The organism is Pseudomonas sp. MAG733B, assembly GCF_036884845.1.
Classification (GTDB): domain Bacteria; phylum Pseudomonadota; class Gammaproteobacteria; order Pseudomonadales; family Pseudomonadaceae; genus Aquipseudomonas.
Genome location: NZ_CP145732.1, coordinates 6,096,423 through 6,117,836 on the forward strand (window position 1 = coordinate 6,096,423; position 21,414 = coordinate 6,117,836).

Below are 21,414 nucleotides of genomic sequence, written 5' to 3' on the forward strand. Positions count from 1 at the left end.
TCGCCTACTGCGTGTATCTACAACGGTGCTGCGGTAAATCTTCAGAAATTGCCCTGGACCCAGCTCTTGATGCGATCGAGCAAGGCGCCTTTCGGCTCTTCGTTGCTGTAGCTGTCGCGACTGCCGATGCCCGAGAACGAAATGCCGTCGGATTGCTTCTGCAGGCCGTACATCAACAGGCCAACACCAGTGGAATAAATCGGGTTGCGGACCACGTCATCCAAGCCCTTCACACCGTGAGGCACGCCCAGGCGTACCGGCATGTGGAAGATTTCCTCGGCCAGTTCGGTGGCGCCTTCCATCTTCGACGTACCGCCGGTCAGCACGATGCCGGCCGGGATCAGGTCTTCGTAGCCGCTGCGACGCAGTTCGGCCTGGATCAGCGTGAACAGCTCGTCGTAACGCGGCTCGACCACTTCGGCCAGGGCCTGACGGGACAGCTCGCGCGGTGGACGGTCGCCAACGCTTGGCACCTTGATGGTTTCACCGGCACCGGCCAGTTTGGCCAGGGCGCAGGCGTAGCGAATCTTGATTTCTTCGGCGTACTGGGTCGGAGTGCGCAACGCCATGGCGATGTCGTTGGTCACCTGGTCGCCGGCAATCGGGATCACCGCGGTGTGACGGATCGCGCCTTCGGTGAAGATCGCGATATCGGTGGTGCCGCCACCGATGTCCACCAGGCACACGCCCAGTTCTTTCTCGTCGTCGGTAAGCACCGAGTAAGCCGAAGCCAGTTGCTCGAGAATGATGTCGTCGATTTCCAGACCGCAGCGACGCACGCATTTTTCAATGTTCTGTGCGGCGTTGACGGCGCAGGTGACCACGTGAACCTTGGCTTCCAGACGAACGCCGGACATGCCCAGTGGTTCGCGGACGCCTTCCTGGTTATCGATCACGTAATCCTGCGGCAGGGTGTGCAGCACGCGCTGGTCAGCCGGGATCGCCACAGCCTGGGCGGCATCGAGCACGCGCTCGAGGTCGGCAGAGCTGACTTCGCGATCACGAATCGCCACGATGCCGTGGGAGTTCAGGCTGCGGATGTGATTGCCGGCCACGCCGACAAATGCCGAGTGAATGCGGCAACCAGCCATCAGCTGCGCTTCTTCGATCGCGCGCTGGATCGACTGCACGGTGGACTCGATGTTCACCACCACGCCTTTCTTCAGGCCACGGGACGGATGGGTACCGATCCCGACGATATTCAGCGTGCCGTCGTCCCCGACCTCGCCCACCAGCGCCACCACTTTGGAGGTGCCGATATCGAGACCGACGATCATTTTGCCGCTTTGCACGTTTGCCATGGGTCCTGCCTCTTCTTAATTCTTCGCGACAGCGGGTTGGGCTGTCGTGGGCGCTACAGGTTCCCGCCAGCCAACAGCGAGGCCGTTGGCGTAGCGCAGATCGATGCGCGCAATGTTCGTAATCTGTTCTTTGAGCGTCTTGTCATAGATGGCAATGAAGCGGCGCATCTTTTCCACCAGGTTGCCGCGTCCCAGCAGCAGTTCGATTCCGGGGCCCGCGCTGCCGGGGCCAGTGGTCAGGAACCAGCTGCCTCGCTCACGCAACTCCAGGCGCGCAATCGAGAAGCCCATTGGCCTGAGCATCTGGCTCAGGACCTGGTATTGCTGCATTACTTGCTGCTGAGCCCGTTGTGGGCCGAACAGCTGTGGCAGGTGTTCGTAGTTCGCCAGCTCACGCGGGGTGAACGCCTGGCCCTGGTTGTTCAACAGCGACTCGTCGCCCCAGCGGGCCACCGGCAGTTGTTCTTCCAGGCGGATGACCACTTGATCCGGCCATACCCGACGCACTTCGGCGTGGGCAATCCATGGCATCTGTTCCAGCTCCGAGCGCATGCTCGCCAGGTCGACGGTGAAAAAGCTCGACGCCACATACGGGGCAATCCGCTGCTGCACCGCTTGCTGGCTGATGTAACTCAAGTCGCCCTGCACGTTGATCTTGGTGATCGGCCGGTCGGCGTACGGCAGCAATCGCTGTGCACCTTCGTAAGTACCGAACCCCAATGCCACCAGCAGCACCGGCCAGAACAGGCTTTTCAGAAAACCGAAATTGGCTTTCGGCAGGCGCGCAGACATCGGCTCTTTGGCCACCATTCGGCTGGCACCCCGCGGCACCGGCTTGCGGCCGGGTGCGGGTGGCTGATGTCTGACTTGAGCGCCGTGCATGGTCTTAACCTCTCGACTCTTCAACACTGGCGGCCAGGATGGCCAGGACCAGTTGCTGGAAATCCAGACCGGCAGCACGGGCCGCCATCGGCACCAGGCTGTGATCGGTCATGCCCGGCGCCGTGTTGACTTCCAGGAACCAGAACTGTCCGTCGGCGTCCTGCATCACGTCCGCCCTGCCCCAACCGGCGATACCCAGCGCTTCACAGGCTTTCGCCGTGAGGTCCATGAGTTCCTTTTCCTTGGCAGTGTCCAGCCCGCACGGAATGCGGTACTGGGTATCGTTGGCGATGTACTTGGCGTCGTAGTCGTAGAAACTGTGCGTCGTGCCCAGGGCGATTGGAGGCAACACCTGGTCACGCAGGGTGGCGATGGTGAACTCCGGACCTTGAATCCATTGCTCGACCAACACTTGCGAATCGTAGGTACTGGCCGCTTTCCATGCGTCGATCAACTCCGGCGCGGAAGTCACTTTGGCCATCCCGATACTTGAACCTTCATGCGCCGGTTTGACGATCAAAGGGAAGCCCAGTTCCGTCGCTGCCGAAATACAATCGGCCTCGCTGCGCAGCACGGCGTGACGCGGCGTCGGAATCCCGAGGCTGTGCCAGACCTGCTTGGTGCGCAGCTTGTCCATGGCCAGTGCCGAAGCGAGGATGCCGCTGCCGGTGTAAGGAATACCCAGGCATTCGAGCAGGCCCTGCATGCTGCCGTCTTCACCGCCCCGACCGTGGAGGATGATGAAGGCGCGGTCGATCTTTTCACTCTGCAGACGCTGCAGCAGGTCATCACCGACGTCGAGGCCGAACGCGTCCACGCCCGCGCTTTGCAGCGCGTCGAGAACGGCGTTACCCGACTTCAGGGACACTTCGCGCTCGGCACTCTTGCCGCCGAACAGCACGGCGACGCGGCCGAAATCTTTCGGCGCGATCGTGGAGACGAGGTTGGCGTAGGCAGCAGTCATTTCAACTTCCCCTTCTCCGGCGCGGCAACCGCACCGGCGAACAACTCACTTTTCAACAGTTTTGGCGCGAGGCCGCCGATATCACCGGCCCCCTGGCACAGCAGGATGTCGCCGGCACGCAGCAGCGGCTTGACCACTGGCGCGAGGTCGACACCACGCTCGATGTAGATCGGATCAAGCTGACCGCGCTGGCGGATGCTGTTGCACAGCTTGCGGCTGTCGGCACCCGGAATCGGCTCTTCGCCCGCCGGATAGACTTCCATCAGCAGCAGCACGTTGGCGTCGGCCAGTACATTGACGAAATCGTCGTACAGATCGCGGGTGCGGCTGTAGCGGTGCGGCTGGTAGACCATCACCAGTCGGCGATCCGGCCAGCCACCGCGCACGGCTTTGATCACGGCGGCGACTTCGGTCGGGTGGTGACCGTAATCATCGACCAGCATCACGTTGCCGCCCTCTACCGGCAGTTCGCCGTAGACCTGGAAGCGACGGCCGACACCCTGGAACCCGGACAGGCCCTGGACGATGGCTTCATCGCTGACGCCCTCGTCGGTGGCGATGCAAATGGTCGCCAGTGCGTTCAATACGTTGTGGTTGCCCGGCATGTTCACCGAGACATCCAGCGGCTCGCGGTCAGGACGCAGCACGGTGAAGAAGGTCTGCATGCCTTGCTGGCGAACATTGATCGCGCGTACGTCGCAGTCGTCGCCGAAACCGTAAGTGACGGTCGGACGTTTGACCTGCGGGAGGATTTCGCGCACGACCGGATCGTCCAGGCACACCACCGCCAGACCGTAGAACGGCAGGTTGTGCAGGAACTCGACGAAGGTTTTCTTCAGTACGTTGAAGTCACCGCCGTAGGTCGCCATGTGATCGGCGTCGATGTTGGTGACCACGGCCACCAGCGGTTGCAGGTGCAGGAAGCTGGCATCGCTTTCGTCGGCTTCGGCGATCAGGTAACGGCTGGTGCCGAGCTGGGCATTGGTGCCCGCGGCATTCAGACGGCCACCAATGACGAACGTCGGGTCCAGGCCACCGGCTGCAAACACCGAAGCGATCAGGCTGGTGGTGGTGGTTTTGCCGTGGGTACCGGCGACGGCGATGCCGTGGCGGTAGCGCATCAGCTCAGCCAGCATTTCTGCGCGCGGCACTACAGGAATACGGCGTTCCAGCGCGGTGGCGACTTCCGGGTTCGAGGTGTTCACGGCGCTCGACACCACCAGCACGTCGGCGGCGGCAGCGTTCTCGGCACGGTGGCCGATAAAGATCTGCGCGCCGAAAGACTCCAGGCGCTCGGTGACCGGCGAAGCCTTCAGGTCGGAACCGGACACTTGATAGCCCAGGTTCAACAACACTTCGGCAATCCCGCACATGCCGACGCCGCCGATTCCAACGAAGTGGATGCGACGGATGCGGCGCATTTCCGGTTGCGGCATGGCTTTCTGATTCTCAACCATGGGCCACCTCCAGACAGGTATCGACCACGTTACGGGTGGCATCGGGTTTGGCCAGACGGCGGGCCGCTTGGGCCATTTCTTCGAGTCGTTGCGGTTGCATCAGGACCTCTGTCAGGCGCGCGGCAAGATCCGCTGCGCCAGTCGTTCTTTGCGGCATCAGGAAGGCTGCGCCTTCACGGGCCAAATAATCGGCGTTGCGGGTCTGGTGATCGTCAATCGCGTGGGGCAATGGCACCAGCATCGAGGGCAGACCGGCGGCAGCCAGTTCACTGATGGTCAGCGCACCTGCGCGACATACCACCAGGTCGGCCCAGCCATAGGCTTGGGCCATGTCTTTGATGAAGGGCTGCACCTGCGCCTCGACGCCAGCCGCGCGGTAGCGCTCTGCAGTCACTTCATCGTGGTTTTTGCCGGCCTGATGGAACACGTCCGGGCGCAGGTCGACGGCGACTTGCGACAGGGCTTCAGGCAGCAACTTGTTCAACGGCTCTGCGCCCAGGCTTCCGCCAAGGATCAGCAAACGCGCCTTGCGACCGGCCAGGGCTGGTCGCGGTGTTTCGAGGAACAGCTCGGTGCGCACCGGGTTACCGGTGGTTCGACGGCTGTTCGACAGGGTAAAGGTGTCGGGGAACGCTTCACAGACTCGGGCGGCCAACGGCACCAGCAACCGATTGGCGGTACCGGCCACGGCGTTCTGTTCATGAACGATCACCGGCACGCCGGCCAGTTTGGCGGCAACACCGCCAGGACCGGTCACATAGCCACCAAAGCCGACCACACAGGCTGGCCGCAGTTGACGAATGATCGCCCGCGCCTGCCAGACCGATTTGAGCAACATGAACGGCGCTTTGAGCAACGACAATTTGCCTTTGCCCCGCAGTCCGCTGGCGTTGATCCGATGCAGTTCGATGCCGGCCGCCGGGACCAGTTCGTTTTCGATGCCGCGCGGCGTACCCAACCAATGCACGGTGTAACCGCGCGCCTGGAATTCGCGGGCGCAGGCCAGCGCCGGGAATACATGCCCACCGGTGCCGCCAGCCATGATCAATACGTTAGCGCCCATGGTTCGGCTCCTCGGCGAAGTCGCTCTCATGGAACTCCATCTCTTCACTGCCCAAGTGGGTTCGACTCTCCCACTCGATGCGCAGCAACAAGCCGAGACAGGCACAGCAAATCACCAGGGAACTGCCGCCATAACTGAGGAACGGCAAGGTCAGGCCCTTGGTAGGCAGCAGGCCGACGTTCACGCCGATGTTGATCAGGAACTGACCGATCCACAGGAACGACAAACCGTAGGCCACATAAGCTGCGAAGAACTGCTTGGCCTTCTCGGCCCACAAACCGATGTACATGCCGCGAATACAGACGAAGACGAACAGCGCGACCGTGCACAAGGAACCCACGGCGCCCAGCTCTTCGGCCAGGACCGAGAACACGAAGTCGGTGTGCGCTTCCGGCAGATAGAACTGTTTCTGCACGCTGTTGCCCAGGCCAACGCCCAGCCACTCGCCGCGACCGAACGCGATCAAGGCCTGGGACAGCTGATAGCCGGCACCGAACTGGTCAGCCCACGGGTCGGCGAAGTTGGTCAGACGCGCCATTCGATACGGCTGCATCTGGATCAACAGCACCACCGCACCGACCGCGAGCACCACCATCAGAGAGAACCGGAACAAGCCGACTCCGCCGAGGAACAGCATCGCCGCCGCAGCCCCCATCATCACGACGGTGGCCCCGAAGTCAGGTTCCATCAGCAACAGGCCCGCCATTGGCAGCAGAACGATGAACGGCTTGAAGAAGCCCATCCAGCTTTCACGCACTTCTTTCTGGCGACGCACCAGATAACCGGCGAGGTAAATCACCACGAACACCTTGGCGATTTCGGACGGCTGCACGTTGAAGAAACTGAAACCGATCCAGCGCATCGAACCGTTCACTTCACGGCCGATGCCGGGGATGATCACCATCACCAGCAAGCCGAACGCGCCCAGCAGCATCAGCCAGCCCAGGCGTTGCCAGGTGGCGATCGGAATCATCATGGTGACGATGCAGGCGCCGAGCCCCAGCACCACATAGATAAGGTGGCGAATCATGTAATACAGGGCGCTGCCCGACTGCACGGCTGCCACTTCAGTGGAGGCCGAGGCAATCATGATCAGCCCGAGGCCGAGCAACGCCAGGCACCCGGCGAGCATCGGGAAGTCGAGGTCGATACCGCGCCCGGTGATCAGTGGCGATGGGTACGGCTTGATGATGTTCAGCAGGCTCATGCCAGTTCCTCCACAGCTTGGACGAACTGGTGACCACGGTCTTCGTAGTTCTTGAACATGTCGAAGCTGGCGCAGGCTGGCGACAGCAGCACCACGTCACCCGGTTGCGCAGCGGCGCGACATTGCTCAACGGCATCAATCAATGTGGTTGCGCGAATCAGCGGTACAGCATCGCCGATGGCCTCGCCGATCTTGTCGGAGTCGCGGCCCATGAGGATCACGGCGCGGCAGTTGGCCGCCACCGGATCACGCAGGTCGTTGAACTCGGCACCTTTGCCATCGCCACCGGCGATCAGCACGACCTTGCCGTCGATGTCCGCGCCCAGGCCTTCGATGGCTGCCAGTGCGGCGCCCACGTTGGTGGCCTTGGAATCGTTGTAATAGCCCACGCCATCCAGGTCACGCACCCACTGGCAGCGATGCTCAAGACCGGCGAAGGTGCGCAGGGCCGAGAGCATGGCGTCGAACGGCAGGCCCACGGCATGACCGAGCGCCAATGCCGCGAGGGCATTGGACTGGTTATGTGCACCGCGAATTTTCAGCTCGCGCACCGGCATCAGGTTCTGGAATTCGAAGGCCAGGTACTTCTCGCCGTCTTCTTCACGGATACCGAAAGCCTTGAAATCCGGTTTGGTCAGGCCGAAGGTCCAGCACGGCTGCCCCTCGCCCATCAGCGGACGGCTCAGGGCGTCCTGACGGTTGACCACAAACTGCTTGGCACCACGGAAAATCCGGTGCTTGGCCAGGTGATAAGCCGGCAGACCGCTGTAGCGGTCCATGTGGTCTTCGCTGATGTTGAGCACGGTCGCCACTTCGGCGTTGAGCTGGTCGGTGGTTTCCAGTTGGAAACTCGACAACTCCATTACGTACAGCTCGATGTCGTCGCTCAGCAGGTCCAGCGCCGGCGTGCCGAGGTTGCCGCCGACGGCGACACGCTTGCCGGCCGCAGCCGCCATCTCGCCGACCAGGGTGGTCACGGTGCTTTTTGCGTTGGAACCGCTGATGGCCACGATCGGCGCCTTCGCGTTACGCGCGAACAGCTCGATATCGCCGGACAATTTCACGCCACGGGCAGCGGCAGCCTGCAAGGCCGGGGTCGCCAGCGCCAGACCTGGACTCACGTAGAGCTCGTCGGCACGGCACAGGAATTCGACGTCCAGCTCGCCACAACGCACTTCCACGTGCGGATAGTCACGCTTGAGCGTGGCCAGTTCCGGTGGATTTTCCCGCGTATCGGCCACGGCAAACGCCACGCCCCGGTTCGCCAGGAAGCGAACCAGGGACATGCCGCTCTTGCCGAGGCCGACAACGATGCGGAAGTGGTCAGAAGCGATCAGAGACACGAGTTTCTACCTCAGCTTCAGGGTGGCAAGGCCGACCAACACGAGAATCACGGTGATGATCCAGAAACGGACGATCACGCGCGGCTCGGGCCAGCCCTTGAGTTCAAAGTGGTGGTGTATCGGTGCCATGCGGAATACGCGGCGACCGGTCAGCTTAAAGGAGGCAACCTGAATGACCACTGACAGGGTTTCCATCACGAACACGCCGCCCATGATGAACAGGACTATTTCCTGACGGACGATCACCGCGATGGTGCCCAGGGCCGCGCCCAGCGCCAGTGCGCCGACGTCACCCATGAAGACTTGTGCCGGATAGGTGTTGAACCAGAGGAAGCCCAGGCCGGCTCCGATCAACGCGCCGCAGAACACGATCAGCTCGCCCGCACCCGGCACATAAGGAATCAGCAGGTATTCGGCGAATTTCACGTTACCGGACAGGTAGCAGAAAATGCCCAGGCCACCACCGACCATCACGGTCGGCATGATCGCCAGGCCGTCGAGGCCATCGGTCAGGTTGACCGCGTTGCTCGAACCGACGATTACGAAGTAGGTCAGCACGATGAAGCCGGCGCCCAGCGGAATGCTGTAATCCTTGAGCATCGGCAGGATCAGGGTGGTTTCCACCGGAGTGGCGGCGGTCATATAAAGGAAGATCGCCGCGCCGAGGCCAAATACCGACTGCCAGAAATACTTCCAGCGGCTTGGCAAGCCACGGGAGTTCTTCTCGATCACTTTGCGGTAGTCGTCGACCCAGCCGATGGCGCCGAACAGCAAGGTCACCAGCAACACGACCCAGACGTAACGGTTGGACAGGTCAGCCCACAGCAGGGTGCTGACGCCGATGGACGACAGGATCAACGCGCCACCCATGGTCGGAGTACCCGACTTGGACAGGTGAGATTGCGGGCCATCATTACGAACGGACTGGCCGATCTGACGGTTCTGCAGGGTGCGGATCATCCACGGTCCATAGCACAGCGACAAGACCAGCGCGGTCAGTACACCGAGAATCCCGCGCAGGGTCAGGTACTGGAAGACCGCGAAGCCTTTGTAGAACTGTTGCAGATACTCCGCTAGCAGCAGCAGCATTAATGTTTCTCCAGGCTGGTCCCGCACAAAGCGGCGACGATGTTTTCCATCGCGGCGCTGCGCGAGCCCTTGATCAAAATGGTGGTGTTTGTGTCTTGCTCGGCGCCCAGGGCCTTGATCAGTTCAGCCTGCGTGCTGAAGTGAAAAGCCTGTGGACCGAAGGCGTTGGCGGCGTGAACCATCATGGGTCCGACGGCGTACAGCGCGGAAACCTTGCCACGGGCGTACTCGCCCACGTCGCGATGCCCCTGCTCCGCCCAATCGCCCAACTCGCCGATATCCCCGAGCACCAGAACGGTGCGTCCGGAAAAGCCGGCGAGTATATCAACGGCGGCGCACATCGAGGTGGGGTTTGCGTTGTAAGTGTCATCGATCACGCGCATGCCGTTGGTCGCCAGTTGCGCAACGGTACGACCCTTGACCGGTTGCACTGCGCCGAGGCCGGTGGCGATGCCGAACAGCGACACACCCAACGCATGGGCAGCCGCCGCAGCGGCCATGGCATTAGCCACGTTGTGGGTGCCGAGCAGGTTCAATTGCACGCGCTCCACACCTTCGGGGCTGTGCAGATTGAACGCCGGGCAACCGCGCGCATCGGTGGCCAGGTCGCTGCCGTAGAAGTCAGCGCTGGTGTTGCTCAAGGCGAACGTCAGCACTTTGCGATCACCGGCGCGCGTCTTCCAGATACCGAATGCCTTGTCGTCGAGATTGAGAACGGCGACGCCATCGGCCTCCAGCCCTTCAATAATCTCGCCCTTGGCTTCGACGATTTTTTCCGGCCCGCCGAACTCGCCAACGTGGGCGGTCCCGGCATTGTTGAGAATGGCCACGTGGGGTTTGGTCATGGCCACGGTGTAGGCAATTTCACCCAGGCGCGAGGCACCCAGTTCGATCACGGCGGCGGTATGCTCCGGCGCCAGTTCGAGCAGGGTCAGCGGAACGCCGAGGTCATTATTCAGATTGCCACGGGTCGCCAGCACCGGACCGCGCGTGCGCAGGATGCTCGCGAGCATTTCCTTGACTGTGGTCTTGCCGCTGGAACCGGTGACCGCTGCGACCTGATGCGTGAAGGCTTTGCGGTTCAGCGCGCCCAACTGGCCGAGTGCCTGACGGGTATCGCTGACCAGCAATTGCAGCAGTGTGCTGTCGGCCACTTCACGCTCGACCAATGCCGCCACGGCGCCCTTGGCCGCCACGTCATTGAGGTAGTCATGACCATCGAAGCGCGGACCGGCCAAGGCAATGAACAGCTGACCCGGTTTGATCGCACGGCTGTCGATGCTGACACCGTCGAAGCTGGCATCGGCAGAAATCAGGCGGGCATTCAGCGCGCCGGCCAGATCACTCAGTTTCAAGGCTTTAAGCACGGGCCACCTCCCACGCGGTCAGGGCATGATCAGCCTCGACCAGATCGGAGAAGGCGTGGCGTTCGCCATTGATTTCCTGATAGTCCTCGTGACCTTTGCCGGCCAACACGATCACGTCGTCCGCCGACGCACTCGCGATCAACTGGGCAATCGCCTGGCCACGGCCAGCGACGAAGGTGACTTTATCCACAGCCGTGAAACCGGCGCGGATGTCGTCAAAAATCACTGAAGGATCTTCGGTGCGAGGATTGTCGTCGGTGACCAGCACGCCGTCGGCCAGACGCTCGACCACTTCCGCCATCAGCGGACGCTTGCCGCGATCGCGGTCGCCGCCACAGCCGAACAGGCACAGCAACCGACCTTTTACGTGCGGACGCAATGCCGTCAGAACTTTTTCCAGAGCATCCGGGGTGTGAGCGTAATCGACCACCACCAACGGTTGAGTACCACCACCGAGGCGCTGCATGCGACCCGCCGGGCCTTCGAGTTTCGGCAGTACCTTGAGAATTTCGTCCAGCGCGTAATCCAGACCGAGCAAAGCGCCGACCGCTGCCAGTACGTTGCTCAGATTAAAACGACCGAGCAAGGTGCTGCGCAAATGGTGCTCGCCCTGCGGCGTGACCAGCGTGGCGCGCACGCCTTCGTCGTCGAACTGCGCTTCGCGGCAATAGAGATAGGCGCTGCTGTCGAGCAGGCTGTAGGAGATCAGCCGCGATTCACGTTTTTCGGCGGCCAGTTGCCGGCCGAAATCGTCGTCGAGGTTCACCACCCGGCACTTCAAATCGTTCCAGGCAAAAAGCTTGGCCTTGGCTTCGCCATAAGCCTGCATGGTGCCGTGATAGTCCAGATGATCGCGGGACAGGTTGGTCATCACCGCCACATCAAACGCCAGTGCGGTAACACGGCCCTGATCCAGACCATGGGACGACACTTCCATGGCGACCGCTTTGGCACCGGCCTTTTTCAGATCGCCCAGGGTCGCTTGCACGGCAATCGGATTCGGCGTGGTGTGCAGGCCGCTTTCCAGCGCGCCGTAGAAACCGGAGCCGAGCGTGCCGACGATGCCGCAGTGCTGACCGAGCAGGTCCAGCGCCTGGGCAACCAGTTGGGTCACGCTGGTCTTGCCGTTGGTGCCAGTCACGCCCACCAGGTTCAGGTGATGACTCGGCTCGCCATAAAAACGCCCGGCGATGTCCGACAACTGGGCCGCCAGGCCTTTGACCGGAATCAATGGCACGTCAGTGATCGGCAGCACAGTGGCGCCTTCCACTTCATAAGCCACGGCAGACGCGCCGCGCGCCAGTGCATCGGCGATGTGTGCACGGCCATCGAATTTGCCGCCCGGCACCGCCAGGAACAGGTCCCCGGCACGTACGTTGCGACTGTCCAGTGCCAATTCACGGATCAACAGATCGTGGCCGGCGTGGGGGAATATCTTGTTCAGACTTAATGACATCAGCCGCGCCCTCCATTGGCTTTCAGTGGAACGACCGGCGTAGCGTTCGCTTGTTGAGTAGGTGGCAGGTTGTCCGGGGTGACGTTCATCAGGCGCAGGGTGCCGGACATCACACGGCTGAATACCGGCGCCGATACCAGGCCACCGAAGTAACCGGCCTTGGTCGGTTCGTCGATCACCACCACGATGGCGTACCGCGGATCGCTCATCGGGCCGAAACCTGCGAACAGCGAGCGATAGGAGTTCTCGGCATAGCCTTTGGTGCCGACCGAGGTTTTACGCGCAGTACCCGACTTGCCGCCCACGTGATACGCCGGCACCTGCGCACGGAATACACCGCGCGGGGCTTCGATCACTTGTTGCAGCATGCCTTGCATGGTTTTCGCGACGGCTTCCGGCAATACCTGGGTGGTTTGCGGTGCCTTGTCGGTTTTGATCAGTGTCAGCGGTGCGAGGCGACCGTTGTTGGCCAGCGCCGAGAAGGCGTGCACCAGCTGGATTGCCGTCACCGAAATACCGTAGCCATAGGACAGCGTTGCGGTTTCAGCCTTGCGCCACTCGCGGTAGTTCGGCAGGTTGCCGACGCGCTCGCCCGGGAAGCCAAGACCGGTGTCCTGGCCGAGGCCGACTTTCTGCGCCAGACGGAAAATGGTTTCGCCGCCGATATCGAACGCGACCTTACTCATGCCGACGTTACTGGAATTGATCAGAATGCCGGTCAGGTCGAGCACCGGACCTTCGGTCTTGGAGACGTCCTTGATGGTGTACTTGCCGATCTGCAAGGAGCCCGGGTACACCTCGACGGTATCGCTCGGTTTCCAGCGCCCGGTTTCGATCGCGGCGCTCATCGAGATCGCTTTCATGGTCGAGCCTGGCTCGAACACGTCGATCATCGCGCGGTTACGCATCATCGCCGGTTGCAGGTTGCGACGGTTGTTCGGGTTGTAGGTCGGCTGGTTGACCATGGCGAGGATCTCGCCGGTCTTCACGTCCATGATCACCAGGCTGCCGGCCTTCGCGCCGTTCTCGATGATCGCGTTACGCAACTCGCGGTTCGCCAGGTATTGCAGGCGCAGGTCAATGGACAACGCCAAGGGCTTTCCGGCCTTGGCGTTTTTGGTGACCTGGACATCTTTGATCAACCGGCCGCGCCGGTCCTTGATCACCTGTCGTTTGCCGGGCACCCCGGCGAGCCATTCGTCGTAGGCCAGTTCGACACCTTCTCGACCGTGATCGTCGATATCGGTGAAGCCGACCATATGCGCGGTGACTTCACCGGCAGGATAGAAACGGCGGAACTCTTCGATGCCATAGACGCCCGGCACTTTCAGGTCGAGCACAGCCTGGCCCTGCTCAGGCGTCAGCCCGCGCACCAGGTAAATGAATTCTTTATTGGCTTGTGCTTCGAGGCGCTCGGCCAAGGCTTTCGGGTCTTGCCCGAGTGCGGCAGCCAGTGCTGGCCATTTCTCTTTGGCCAGCTGCATTTCCTTGGCGTTGGCCCACAGGGTCGTCACCGGCGTACTCACGGCCAACGGCTCGCCGTTACGGTCGGTAATCAGACCACGGTGAGCCGGAATCGGAATGTGACGAACGCTGCGCGCGTCGCCCTGACCTTTAAGGAAGTCACGGTCGACCACTTGCAGGTCGATGATGCGCCAGGCGATCGCCGCCACCATGATGCCGAGCAAACCCACCACCAGGCGGAAGCGCCACGGAAAGAGTGCGCCTTCGAGTTTCATCATGGCGCCACCATCTGCACTTCGGCGGCACCGGGAATGCGCATTTTCAGTTGTTCGGTGGCCAGCACTTCGATACGGCTATGCGCCGTCCAGGTGCTCTGCTCAAGAATCAACCGGCCCCATTCAGCCTGCGCCTTGTCGCGCACGCTCAACTCGTTGTACAGCGAGTTCAGCAACTGACGATTCCAGTGCGCGCTGTAGGACACACCAATGGCCGAAACGAGCACGCCAACAAACAGCAGCAGCATGAAAAAGCTTCCGCCGGGCAGTGGCTTGGCGAAAAGCCTGCTCACCGCAGCTTCTCCGCCACACGCATGACAGCGCTACGCGAACGTGGGTTGGCTTTGAGTTCGGCGTCGGAGGCCGTCTGCGCTTTGCCATGGACTTTGATTTTCGGTTCGAAGGCGACGTGCCGAACCGGCAGGTTGCGCGGCAGGTTGTCGGCTTCACCCTTCACCAGCTTGCGCATGAACAATTTGACGATGCGGTCTTCAAGCGAGTGGAAGCTGATCACCACCAGGCGACCGCCCACTTCCAGGCATTCCAGCGCGGCTTCGAGGCCGGTTTCCAGATCGCCCAGTTCGTTGTTGACGTGAATACGCAGGCCCTGGAACGCACGGGTCGCAGGGTTCTTGCCCTTTTCCCACGCAGGGTTGGCGACTTTCAACACTTCAGCCAGATCGGCGGTACGCTCGAACGGCTTGATGTCACGACGCTCGGCCACGGCACGGGCCATGCGACCGGAAAAACGCTCTTCGCCGTATTCCTTGAACACCCGGGCGATTTCTTCCGCGGGCGCGGTGTTGACGAACTCGGCCGCACTGATTCCGCGGGACGGGTCCATGCGCATGTCGAGCGGGCCATCGTTGAGGAAACTGAAGCCGCGTTCAGGATCGTCGAGCTGCGGCGAAGACACGCCAAGATCCAGCAAAATGCCACTGACCTTGCCGTGCAGACCGCGCTCGGCCACTTCGGATCCGAGTTCGGCAAAGCTACGCTGCACAACGACAAAGCGGCCGTCTTCGGCCGCTAGCGTCTGCCCGGTGGCAATCGCTTGAGGATCCTTGTCGAATCCCAGCAACCGGCCATCTGGACCGAGCTGGCTGAGGATCAACCGGCTATGCCCGCCGCGCCCGAACGTGCCATCCAGATAGCAGCCATCAGGACGTACGGCGAGAGCCTCGACGGCTTCGTCAAGCAGTACGGTGATGTGGTTAAAGCCGCTATCAATAGTCACAGGATCAAATCACGCAGTTCGTCAGGCATGGCGCCCGGTTGTTGAATAGCAGCCAGGTCAGCGGCAGCAACCGCATCCCAGGCATCCTCGTCCCACAATTGGAACTTGTTCAGTTGGCCTACCAACATCGCGCGCTTATCCAACTTGGCATATTCACGAAGACGCGGTGGAACCAGAAAACGACCACTGCCATCGAGCTCGAGGTCGACGGCATTACCAATCAGTAAACGTTGCAGGCGGCGGTTCTCTTCGCGAAGCGAAGGCAGTGCGCGCAGTTTGGTTTCAATAATTTCCCACTCATCGAGGGGGTAAACACACAAACACGGATCAACGGCATCAATTGTGACGATCAACTGACCGGAACTACGCGAAACGAGCTCGTCACGGTACCGGCTCGGCATGGCGAGACGGCCCTTTGCATCGAGACTGATAGCGTTGGCTCCGCGAAACACGTCAGCGTTTCTCCAAATTCTAGCGTTTTGAGTTCAAAAAACCCACTTCATGCCACTTTCCGCCACTTGCGCACACTATAGGAATGCGCCCACCACACCGTCAAGGCGCGGATTAAAGGAAAACCCTTACAGAACTGAGATTTAGGAGCATAAAAGGAGGGGTAACGAGAATTCGGCAGGTGAAACTGCCCGATAACTTGAATCAGCACAGACGGCTGCGTTCGGAAGTTAAAGTAATTTATTAAGAGTAAGATTTTTTCGGTATTACAACAGGGGTTCTGCAGATGATTGTGTAAGAAGGGAAATTGCTATCACCGCCCCCTGCTCAATGATTTAAGCAGAGGAGAGAAAAAGGTGGAGAGTCGATCTGTAAGCCGGGTTCTGTCTTGAACAGTCATTCGTCTACGATGGCCATCACTGGACATCTTTAGCAACCTACCCGGTCCCAGCGCGGGCCACGCCTTGGGACCCTATTTGGTCTTGCTCCAAGTGGGGTTTACCTAGCCACGAACTGTTGCCAGACGTGCGGTGCGCTCTTACCGCACCTTTTCACCCTTACCGGCGCCGAAGCGCTTAGGCGGTTATTTTCTGTGGCACTTTCCGTAGGCTCACGCCTCCCAGGCATTACCTGGCACTTCGCCCTATGGAGCCCGGACTTTCCTCCCCCCCCTAATTTTCATAGAGGGCAGCGACTGTCCGATCGACTCTCCGCCGCGAAGGTTAACGGCAGAGCGCCCGAAGAACAAGCGCTAAACGCCTTTGAGCATGCCTATGCGTCGGGTTTTACTCGCTTTTCTGTTTATCCAGCGCGACCTGATAAAGAACATTCTTACGCTCGCCGGTAATTTGCGCTGCCAATGCCGCGGCACGCTTGAGCGGCATTTCTTCGAGCAACAGATTCAGAATGCGCATCGCCTCACTGCTGACCGCATCTTCGGACTCAGGCGCGGTCCAGCCCGACACCAATACCACGCATTCACCGCGCTGCTGATTGCTGTCCGACTCGACGAACTGGCGCAATTCGGCCAGGGGCAAGCCCTTGAGGGTTTCGAACGTCTTGGTCAGTTCGCGAGCCAGCAATGCCGGACGCTCGGCGCCGAACACCAGCTCCATATCCTGCAGACATTCAAGGATGCGGTGCGGGGCTTCGTAAAAGATCAGCGTGCGCGGCTCTTCCTTTATCGCCTCGAGACGAGCGCGTCGTCCCACCGCCTTGGCCGGCAGAAAACCTTCGAAGATAAAACGGTCCGACGGCAACCCGGCTGCCGACAATGCCGCGATCAACGCGCAGGCACCCGGCACCGGCACCACATTGATCCCGGCAGCGCGGGCCTGGCGCACCAGGTGATAACCCGGATCGGAAATCAGCGGCGTCCCGGCATCGGAGATCAACGCCACACTGTCGCCGGCGAGGAGACGGGTAATGAAACGACTGCCTTCATCGCGCTCATTGTGCTCATGGCAAGCTGCCAGCGGCGTCTGGATACCGAAGTGCTGCATCAAACGCTGTGAATGGCGGGTGTCCTCGGCGGCGATCAACGCGACATCGCGCAGGATTTTCAGCGCACGCGCACTGATGTCGTCCAGGTTGCCGATGGGCGTCGCCACCACATAAAGCGAGCCAGCAGCGGAATTCAAAGCACCTGGAGCAGTCAAAGCGCACACCTCATGATCGATAAAGCCGCCATTGTAACGCGTCGCGACGCTCGCGATACGCGCAAGCAGCACTCGGTTTTGCAGCCGTTTTTGCCGCACCGCAACATTTTCACCAGCTAAATTGATCGATTGATGCCAGTAACATCGCGCCCCGGCCAGTGCTTGGGTACAATTCCACGCTAATTTGATCGAGTATCAGGAACACTACATGATCGCTTGCCTGCGGCTGTTCACTGCCCTCTGCCTCGCTGCCTTGCTGGCGGCTTGCGCCAGCTCGCCCTCCTCCAGCCTTGGCGAACTTCCACGGACCCCGGATGCCAGTATCGAGCAACTGCTCGAGAAGGCCGCCCAAAGCAAATCGCCAGAAGACGCCGCCCTGTTGCGCCTGAGCGCAGCAGACCTGGCCTACCGTCAGGGCAATGCCGCCCAGTCCGCGCAAATCCTGCAACAAGTGCCCGTGGAGCAACTCAAGCCCGGCCAGCAGGTATTTGCCAGCACACTGGCCGCAGAGCTGGCCATGACCCGCAATCAGCCGAAAGCTGCGCTGACCGCTTTGAGTCATCCAAGCATGCAGCGCCTGGGCGAATTGCCGGAAGAGCAACAGATCCGCACCGGCACCGTTCGCGCTCGCGCCCTTGAAGCCGATGGCCAGACACTGGCCGCCGCAAAGGAACGCATCTTTATCGCGCCGATGCTCAAAGGTGAAGCCGCCAGCAAAAACCACGAAGCGATCTGGGCACTGATCGCTTCACTGCCGACCGACCAATTGCAGCCAAACACCACTGACGACCTCGGCGGCTGGATGGGCCTGGCGCTGGCGGTGAAAACTGCTGGCACTCTGGAGCAGCAGCAGGCCGCCATCGACAACTGGCGCAAGCAGAATCCAAAACACCCGGCCGCCGTTGAACTGCCGCTGCCACTGACCAAGCTCAAGGAACTGGCCAGCCAGCCCCTGAGCAAGATCGCCCTGCTGCTGCCACAGGACGGGCCGCTGGCTTCGGTCGGCAAGGCGCTTCGCGAAGGTTTCATGGCCGCGCACTACCAGGCACAACAAGCCGGACAGAAGCCGCCAGCCATCGAGTTCTATGACAGCTCGCGCCTGACGTCCATGGACGAGTTCTATCGCAAGGCCCAGGCCGATGGCGTGCAACTGGTGGTCGGCCCACTGGAGAAGCCGCTGGTCAAACAGCTGAGCACTCGCCCGCAATTGCCGATCACCACCTTGGCGCTGAACTACAGCGAAGGCGATCAAGGTCCGGCGCAACTGTTCCAGTTTGGTCTGGCCGCAGAAGACGAAGCCCGTGAAGTGTCCCGCCGCGCTCGCGCCGACGGCCTGCATCGCGCAGCCATCATGGTGCCGAAAGGCGAATGGGGCGACCGCGTACTTCGGGCGTTCAGCCAGGATTGGCAAGCGAACGGCGGCAGCATTGTCGCCACCGAACGCGTCGACCAACCGGTTCAACTGGCCCAGCAGATTGCCGACATGTTCCAGCTGCGCCAGAGCGAAGGTCGCGCCAAGAGCCTGCAAAGCACGGTCGGCTCGCAAGTCGCCGCCCAGCCTTCGCGTCGCCAGGACATCGAATTCATCTTCCTGGCCGCCACGCCACAACAGGCGCAACAGATCAAACCGACCCTGAACTTCCAGTACGCGGGTGACGTGCCGGTCTACGCCACTTCCCACGTGTTCAGCGCCAGCGGCGACGTAAACCAGTACAACGACATGAACGGCATTCGCTTCTGCGAAACCCCATGGCTGCTGGATGCCAATGATCCCCTGCGCCAACAAGTCACGGCTCAATGGCCGCAAGCGGCCGGCAGCCTGGGTCGTTTGTACGCAATGGGCGTCGACGCCTATCGCCTGGCGCCACGCCTGGGACAACTCAAGGCCCTGCCGGACAGCCGCATCGAAGGCCAGTCGGGCAGCCTGAGCATGACCCAGAACCAGCGCGTCGTGCGGCAGTTGCCATGGGCCGAGTTCGTCAACGGTCAGGTTCAACGCCTGCCGAACACACCTCGCTGATGCCTGACAGGTCACGCCAGCAAAGCGGCAAGGATGCCGAGCGCCATGCGCTCGAGCATCTTCAACAACGAGGGCTGCGCCTGCTGGCGCAGAACTGGTTGTGTAAACGCGGCGAGCTTGATCTGGTCATGCTAGATGGCGATACAGTAGTATTCGTTGAAGTTCGCTACAGAAAAAACACTCAATGGGGTGGCGCGCTCGATAGCGTCGATGAGCGCAAACGGCAGAAACTGATTTTTGCCGCGCAGTATTTTCTTCAGCGTGAGTCACGCTGGGCCAATTCCCCTTGCCGCTTCGACGTGGTTGCCATTGATAGCAACTTCGATCAGTTGAACTGGTTGCAGAATGCCTTCGACAGCTGATCGCCTGCGCCACGAAGCGGACACCACCCAACACTTTTGCTCTTTGTTTTGCGGGCTGCACTTTCACGTGCCGGACAGCCGCGCTCATTAAGGTCACACAGATGGACATGCAATCGCGAATTCGCCAGCTTTTTCAGGCCAGTATCGACACCAAGCAACAGGCGATGGAAGTACTTGCACCGCACATCGAGCAAGCCAGCCAGGTCATGGTCAACGCCCTGCTCAACGAGGGCAAAATGCTCTCCTGCGGCAATGGCGGCTCTGCCGGTGACGCCCAGCACTTCTCGTCGGAGCTGCTCAATCGCTTCGAACGCGAGCGCCCGAGCCTGCCGGCCATCGCACTGACCACCGACAGTTCGACGATCACCTCGATCGCCAACGACTACAGCTACAACGAAATCTTCTCCAAGCAGATCCGCGCGCTGGGTCAACCCGGCGATGTACTGCTGGCGATTTCCACCAGCGGCAACTCGGCGAACATAATTCAAGCGATCCAGGCCGCACATGATCGCGAAATGATTGTCGTAGCTTTGACCGGTCGCGATGGCGGCGGCATGGCGTCGCTGCTATTGCCCGAGGACGTGGAGATTCGCGTACCGGCCAACGTCACCGCACGTATTCAGGAAGTCCACCTGCTGGCGATCCATTGCCTATGCGATCTGATCGACAGCCAACTGTTCGGGAGTGAAGAATGACCCCTAATCGCCTCGGCCTACTGGCCCTGACCCTGTGCCTCGGCATCAGCGGCTGCACCTCTGTGGTGAATGCCAGCCGTGAAGCACCGATCGAAGATGACCGTGGCACCCGCACCTTCGGCAGCAAAATCGACGATTCCCTGATCGACACCAAGGTCGGCGTGAACATCGCCAAGGCCGACCCCGCGCTGGATAACGACTCGCACATCGTCGTCACCAGCTTCAACGGCGTCGTGCTGCTCGCCGGGCAAACCCCGCGCGCCGACCTCAAGGCCAAGGCCGAACAGGCCGCCGCTGCCGTCCAGCGCGTGAAGACGGTTCACAACGAAATACAGGTTCTGCCACCCTCCGGCTTCCTTGCCCGCCAGAATGACACCTGGCTGACCTCCAAGATCAAGACCCAGATGCTGACCGACCCGAACATCCCCGGCTCGCGCATCAAGGTCGTGACCGAAAACGGTATCGTCTACCTGCTGGGCTTGTTGACCAAACAGGAAGCCGCGCAGGCAACCAATCTGGTGCAAAGCGTTTCCGGTGTGCAGAAGATTGTGAAGCTGTTTGAGTACATCGACTGATCCCACTTCTGCAGGAGCACAGCTTGCTGGCGATAGCGCCCTGAAGATCGCCATCGCCAGCAAGCTGTGCTCCTACAGGACGAATCAGCAGACACAAAAAAGGCGATCCATTCGGATCGCCTTTTTTATTACTTCACCACCTTCAAACTTGGCCGTCCGCTTGGCCGCGGCGGCTCGCTGTCCGGTGGCGGAAGATCATCATCCGGCTCGATGTCGTCGTCTTCGCCCATAGGCGATTCCAGATCAAACACCATGCCCTGACCGTTCTCCCGGGCGTAGATCCCCAGGATCGATGCGATAGGCACGTACAGCGTATGCGGCACACCACCGAAGCGGCCTTCGAAGCTCACCGCGTCGTTGTCCATGTGCAAATGACGCACGGCTTGCGGCGATACGTTCAGGACAATCTGCCCGTCACTGGCAAAACCCTGCGGCACCTGTACCGAGGGATACTCGGAGTTGACCAGCATGTGCGGGGTGCAATCGTTATCAACAATCCACTCGTAGAGCGCGCGGACCAGATAAGGTCGACTGGAGTTCATAGCGGCT

20 protein-coding genes and 1 other RNA gene are annotated in these 21,414 nt (G+C 61.0%); 4 read left to right on the plus strand and 17 right to left on the minus strand.

The window, feature by feature from the left end; genetic code table 11:
* Positions 1-41: 41 nt before the first annotated feature.
* The 16 genes from ftsA to rsmI form a co-directional block, all read right to left on the minus strand.
* The gene (gene ftsA / locus V6Z53_RS27905) at positions 42-1,301 is read right to left on the minus strand and encodes a cell division protein FtsA (RefSeq protein WP_338582907.1); all 1,260 of its coding nucleotides are present in this window, start codon (positions 1,299-1,301) and stop codon (positions 42-44) included.
* Positions 1,302-1,316: 15 nt separating this feature from the next.
* On the minus strand, positions 1,317-2,183 hold the full coding sequence (locus tag V6Z53_RS27910) for a cell division protein FtsQ/DivIB (RefSeq protein ID WP_338582909.1): 867 nt from the start codon (positions 2,181-2,183) through the stop codon (positions 1,317-1,319).
* A gap of 4 nt (positions 2,184-2,187) precedes the next feature.
* Positions 2,188-3,147, minus strand: a complete 960-nt coding sequence (locus V6Z53_RS27915) for a D-alanine--D-alanine ligase (RefSeq protein ID WP_338582910.1) — start codon at positions 3,145-3,147, stop codon at positions 2,188-2,190.
* Positions 3,144-4,604, minus strand: a complete 1,461-nt coding sequence (gene murC / locus V6Z53_RS27920; RefSeq protein WP_338582911.1) for a UDP-N-acetylmuramate--L-alanine ligase — start codon at positions 4,602-4,604, stop codon at positions 3,144-3,146. The genes V6Z53_RS27915 and murC overlap by 4 nt, the downstream gene beginning before the upstream one ends.
* Positions 4,597-5,667, minus strand: a complete 1,071-nt coding sequence (gene murG, locus V6Z53_RS27925) for an undecaprenyldiphospho-muramoylpentapeptide beta-N-acetylglucosaminyltransferase (RefSeq protein WP_338582912.1) — start codon at positions 5,665-5,667, stop codon at positions 4,597-4,599. Before murG ends, murC begins: the two co-directional genes overlap by 8 nt.
* Positions 5,657-6,868 (minus strand): putative lipid II flippase FtsW, encoded by a 1,212-nt coding sequence (ftsW, locus tag V6Z53_RS27930; protein ID WP_338586578.1) that lies wholly within the window; start codon positions 6,866-6,868, stop codon positions 5,657-5,659. The genes murG and ftsW overlap by 11 nt, the downstream gene beginning before the upstream one ends.
* Positions 6,869-6,870: 2 nt before the next feature.
* Entirely contained in the window at positions 6,871-8,217 is a 1,347-nt protein-coding gene (gene murD, locus V6Z53_RS27935) for a UDP-N-acetylmuramoyl-L-alanine--D-glutamate ligase (protein ID WP_338582914.1), read from the minus strand.
* Between the two features lie 6 nt (positions 8,218-8,223).
* Entirely contained in the window at positions 8,224-9,306 is a 1,083-nt protein-coding gene (gene mraY, locus V6Z53_RS27940) for a phospho-N-acetylmuramoyl-pentapeptide-transferase (protein ID WP_016773275.1), read from the minus strand.
* The gene (gene murF, locus V6Z53_RS27945) at positions 9,306-10,673 is read right to left on the minus strand and encodes a UDP-N-acetylmuramoyl-tripeptide--D-alanyl-D-alanine ligase (protein WP_338582916.1); all 1,368 of its coding nucleotides are present in this window, start codon (positions 10,671-10,673) and stop codon (positions 9,306-9,308) included. The genes mraY and murF overlap by 1 nt, the downstream gene beginning before the upstream one ends.
* Entirely contained in the window at positions 10,666-12,129 is a 1,464-nt protein-coding gene (locus V6Z53_RS27950; RefSeq protein WP_338582917.1) for a UDP-N-acetylmuramoyl-L-alanyl-D-glutamate--2,6-diaminopimelate ligase, read from the minus strand. The genes murF and V6Z53_RS27950 overlap by 8 nt, the downstream gene beginning before the upstream one ends.
* Positions 12,129-13,868 (minus strand): penicillin-binding protein 2, encoded by a 1,740-nt coding sequence (locus tag V6Z53_RS27955; protein WP_338586579.1) that lies wholly within the window; start codon positions 13,866-13,868, stop codon positions 12,129-12,131. The genes V6Z53_RS27950 and V6Z53_RS27955 overlap by 1 nt, the downstream gene beginning before the upstream one ends.
* A complete protein-coding gene (ftsL, locus tag V6Z53_RS27960) occupies positions 13,868-14,161 on the minus strand; it encodes a cell division protein FtsL (protein ID WP_338582919.1) in 294 nt (97 codons plus the stop codon). The genes V6Z53_RS27955 and ftsL overlap by 1 nt, the downstream gene beginning before the upstream one ends.
* A complete protein-coding gene (gene rsmH, locus V6Z53_RS27965; protein ID WP_338586580.1) occupies positions 14,158-15,099 on the minus strand; it encodes a 16S rRNA (cytosine(1402)-N(4))-methyltransferase RsmH in 942 nt (313 codons plus the stop codon). Before rsmH ends, ftsL begins: the two co-directional genes overlap by 4 nt.
* A gap of 2 nt (positions 15,100-15,101) precedes the next feature.
* Positions 15,102-15,557: a division/cell wall cluster transcriptional repressor MraZ gene (mraZ, locus tag V6Z53_RS27970; protein ID WP_338582920.1), complete on the minus strand. Its 456-nt coding sequence runs from the start codon at positions 15,555-15,557 to the stop codon at positions 15,102-15,104.
* Positions 15,558-15,911: 354 nt separating this feature from the next.
* Positions 15,912-16,265, minus strand: an RNA gene (rnpB, locus tag V6Z53_RS27975) — RNase P RNA component class A.
* A gap of 75 nt (positions 16,266-16,340) precedes the next feature.
* Positions 16,341-17,213, minus strand: coding sequence for a 16S rRNA (cytidine(1402)-2'-O)-methyltransferase (gene rsmI, locus V6Z53_RS27980; RefSeq protein ID WP_338582921.1), 873 nt, complete (start codon positions 17,211-17,213; stop codon positions 16,341-16,343).
* Positions 17,214-17,421: 208 nt separating this feature from the next.
* Here rsmI and V6Z53_RS27985 point away from each other — a divergent pair, with 208 nt between their 5' ends.
* The 4 genes from V6Z53_RS27985 (at position 17,422) to V6Z53_RS28000 (ending at position 20,865) form a co-directional block, all read left to right on the plus strand.
* Positions 17,422-19,233, plus strand: a complete 1,812-nt coding sequence (locus V6Z53_RS27985) for a penicillin-binding protein activator (RefSeq protein WP_338582922.1) — start codon at positions 17,422-17,424, stop codon at positions 19,231-19,233.
* Complete coding sequence (locus tag V6Z53_RS27990; protein ID WP_338586582.1) at positions 19,233-19,595, plus strand: YraN family protein; 363 nt, start codon at positions 19,233-19,235, stop codon at positions 19,593-19,595. Before V6Z53_RS27985 ends, V6Z53_RS27990 begins: the two co-directional genes overlap by 1 nt.
* 101 nt (positions 19,596-19,696) lie before the next feature.
* The gene (locus V6Z53_RS27995; RefSeq protein WP_007972584.1) at positions 19,697-20,290 is read left to right on the plus strand and encodes a phosphoheptose isomerase; all 594 of its coding nucleotides are present in this window, start codon (positions 19,697-19,699) and stop codon (positions 20,288-20,290) included.
* Positions 20,287-20,865, plus strand: coding sequence for a BON domain-containing protein (locus V6Z53_RS28000; protein ID WP_338582924.1), 579 nt, complete (start codon positions 20,287-20,289; stop codon positions 20,863-20,865). Before V6Z53_RS27995 ends, V6Z53_RS28000 begins: the two co-directional genes overlap by 4 nt.
* A gap of 128 nt (positions 20,866-20,993) precedes the next feature.
* On the opposite strand, the gene V6Z53_RS28005 is transcribed toward V6Z53_RS28000, so the two are convergent.
* A complete protein-coding gene (locus V6Z53_RS28005; RefSeq protein ID WP_338582925.1) occupies positions 20,994-21,407 on the minus strand; it encodes a ClpXP protease specificity-enhancing factor in 414 nt (137 codons plus the stop codon).
* Between the last annotated feature and the right edge of the window lie 7 nt (positions 21,408-21,414).

Coding starts and splice junctions, on each gene's coding strand:
- ftsA (WP_338582907.1), bottom strand. CDS start 1,301: ATGGCAAACGTGCAAAGCGGCAAAATGATCGTCGGTCTCGATATCGGC.
- V6Z53_RS27910 (WP_338582909.1), bottom strand. CDS start 2,183: ATGCACGGCGCTCAAGTCAGACATCAGCCACCCGCACCCGGCCGCAAG.
- V6Z53_RS27915 (WP_338582910.1), bottom strand. CDS start 3,147: ATGACTGCTGCCTACGCCAACCTCGTCTCCACGATCGCGCCGAAAGAT.
- murC (WP_338582911.1), bottom strand. CDS start 4,604: ATGGTTGAGAATCAGAAAGCCATGCCGCAACCGGAAATGCGCCGCATC.
- murG (WP_338582912.1), bottom strand. CDS start 5,667: ATGGGCGCTAACGTATTGATCATGGCTGGCGGCACCGGTGGGCATGTA.
- mraY (WP_016773275.1), bottom strand. CDS start 9,306: ATGCTGCTGCTGCTAGCGGAGTATCTGCAACAGTTCTACAAAGGCTTC.
- V6Z53_RS27950 (WP_338582917.1), bottom strand. CDS start 12,129: ATGTCATTAAGTCTGAACAAGATATTCCCCCACGCCGGCCACGATCTG.
- V6Z53_RS27955 (WP_338586579.1), bottom strand. CDS start 13,868: ATGAAACTCGAAGGCGCACTCTTTCCGTGGCGCTTCCGCCTGGTGGTG.
- V6Z53_RS27985 (WP_338582922.1), top strand. CDS start 17,422: ATGATCGCTTGCCTGCGGCTGTTCACTGCCCTCTGCCTCGCTGCCTTG.
- V6Z53_RS27990 (WP_338586582.1), top strand. CDS start 19,233: ATGCCTGACAGGTCACGCCAGCAAAGCGGCAAGGATGCCGAGCGCCAT.
- V6Z53_RS27995 (WP_007972584.1), top strand. CDS start 19,697: ATGGACATGCAATCGCGAATTCGCCAGCTTTTTCAGGCCAGTATCGAC.
- V6Z53_RS28000 (WP_338582924.1), top strand. CDS start 20,287: ATGACCCCTAATCGCCTCGGCCTACTGGCCCTGACCCTGTGCCTCGGC.
- V6Z53_RS28005 (WP_338582925.1), bottom strand. CDS start 21,407: ATGAACTCCAGTCGACCTTATCTGGTCCGCGCGCTCTACGAGTGGATT.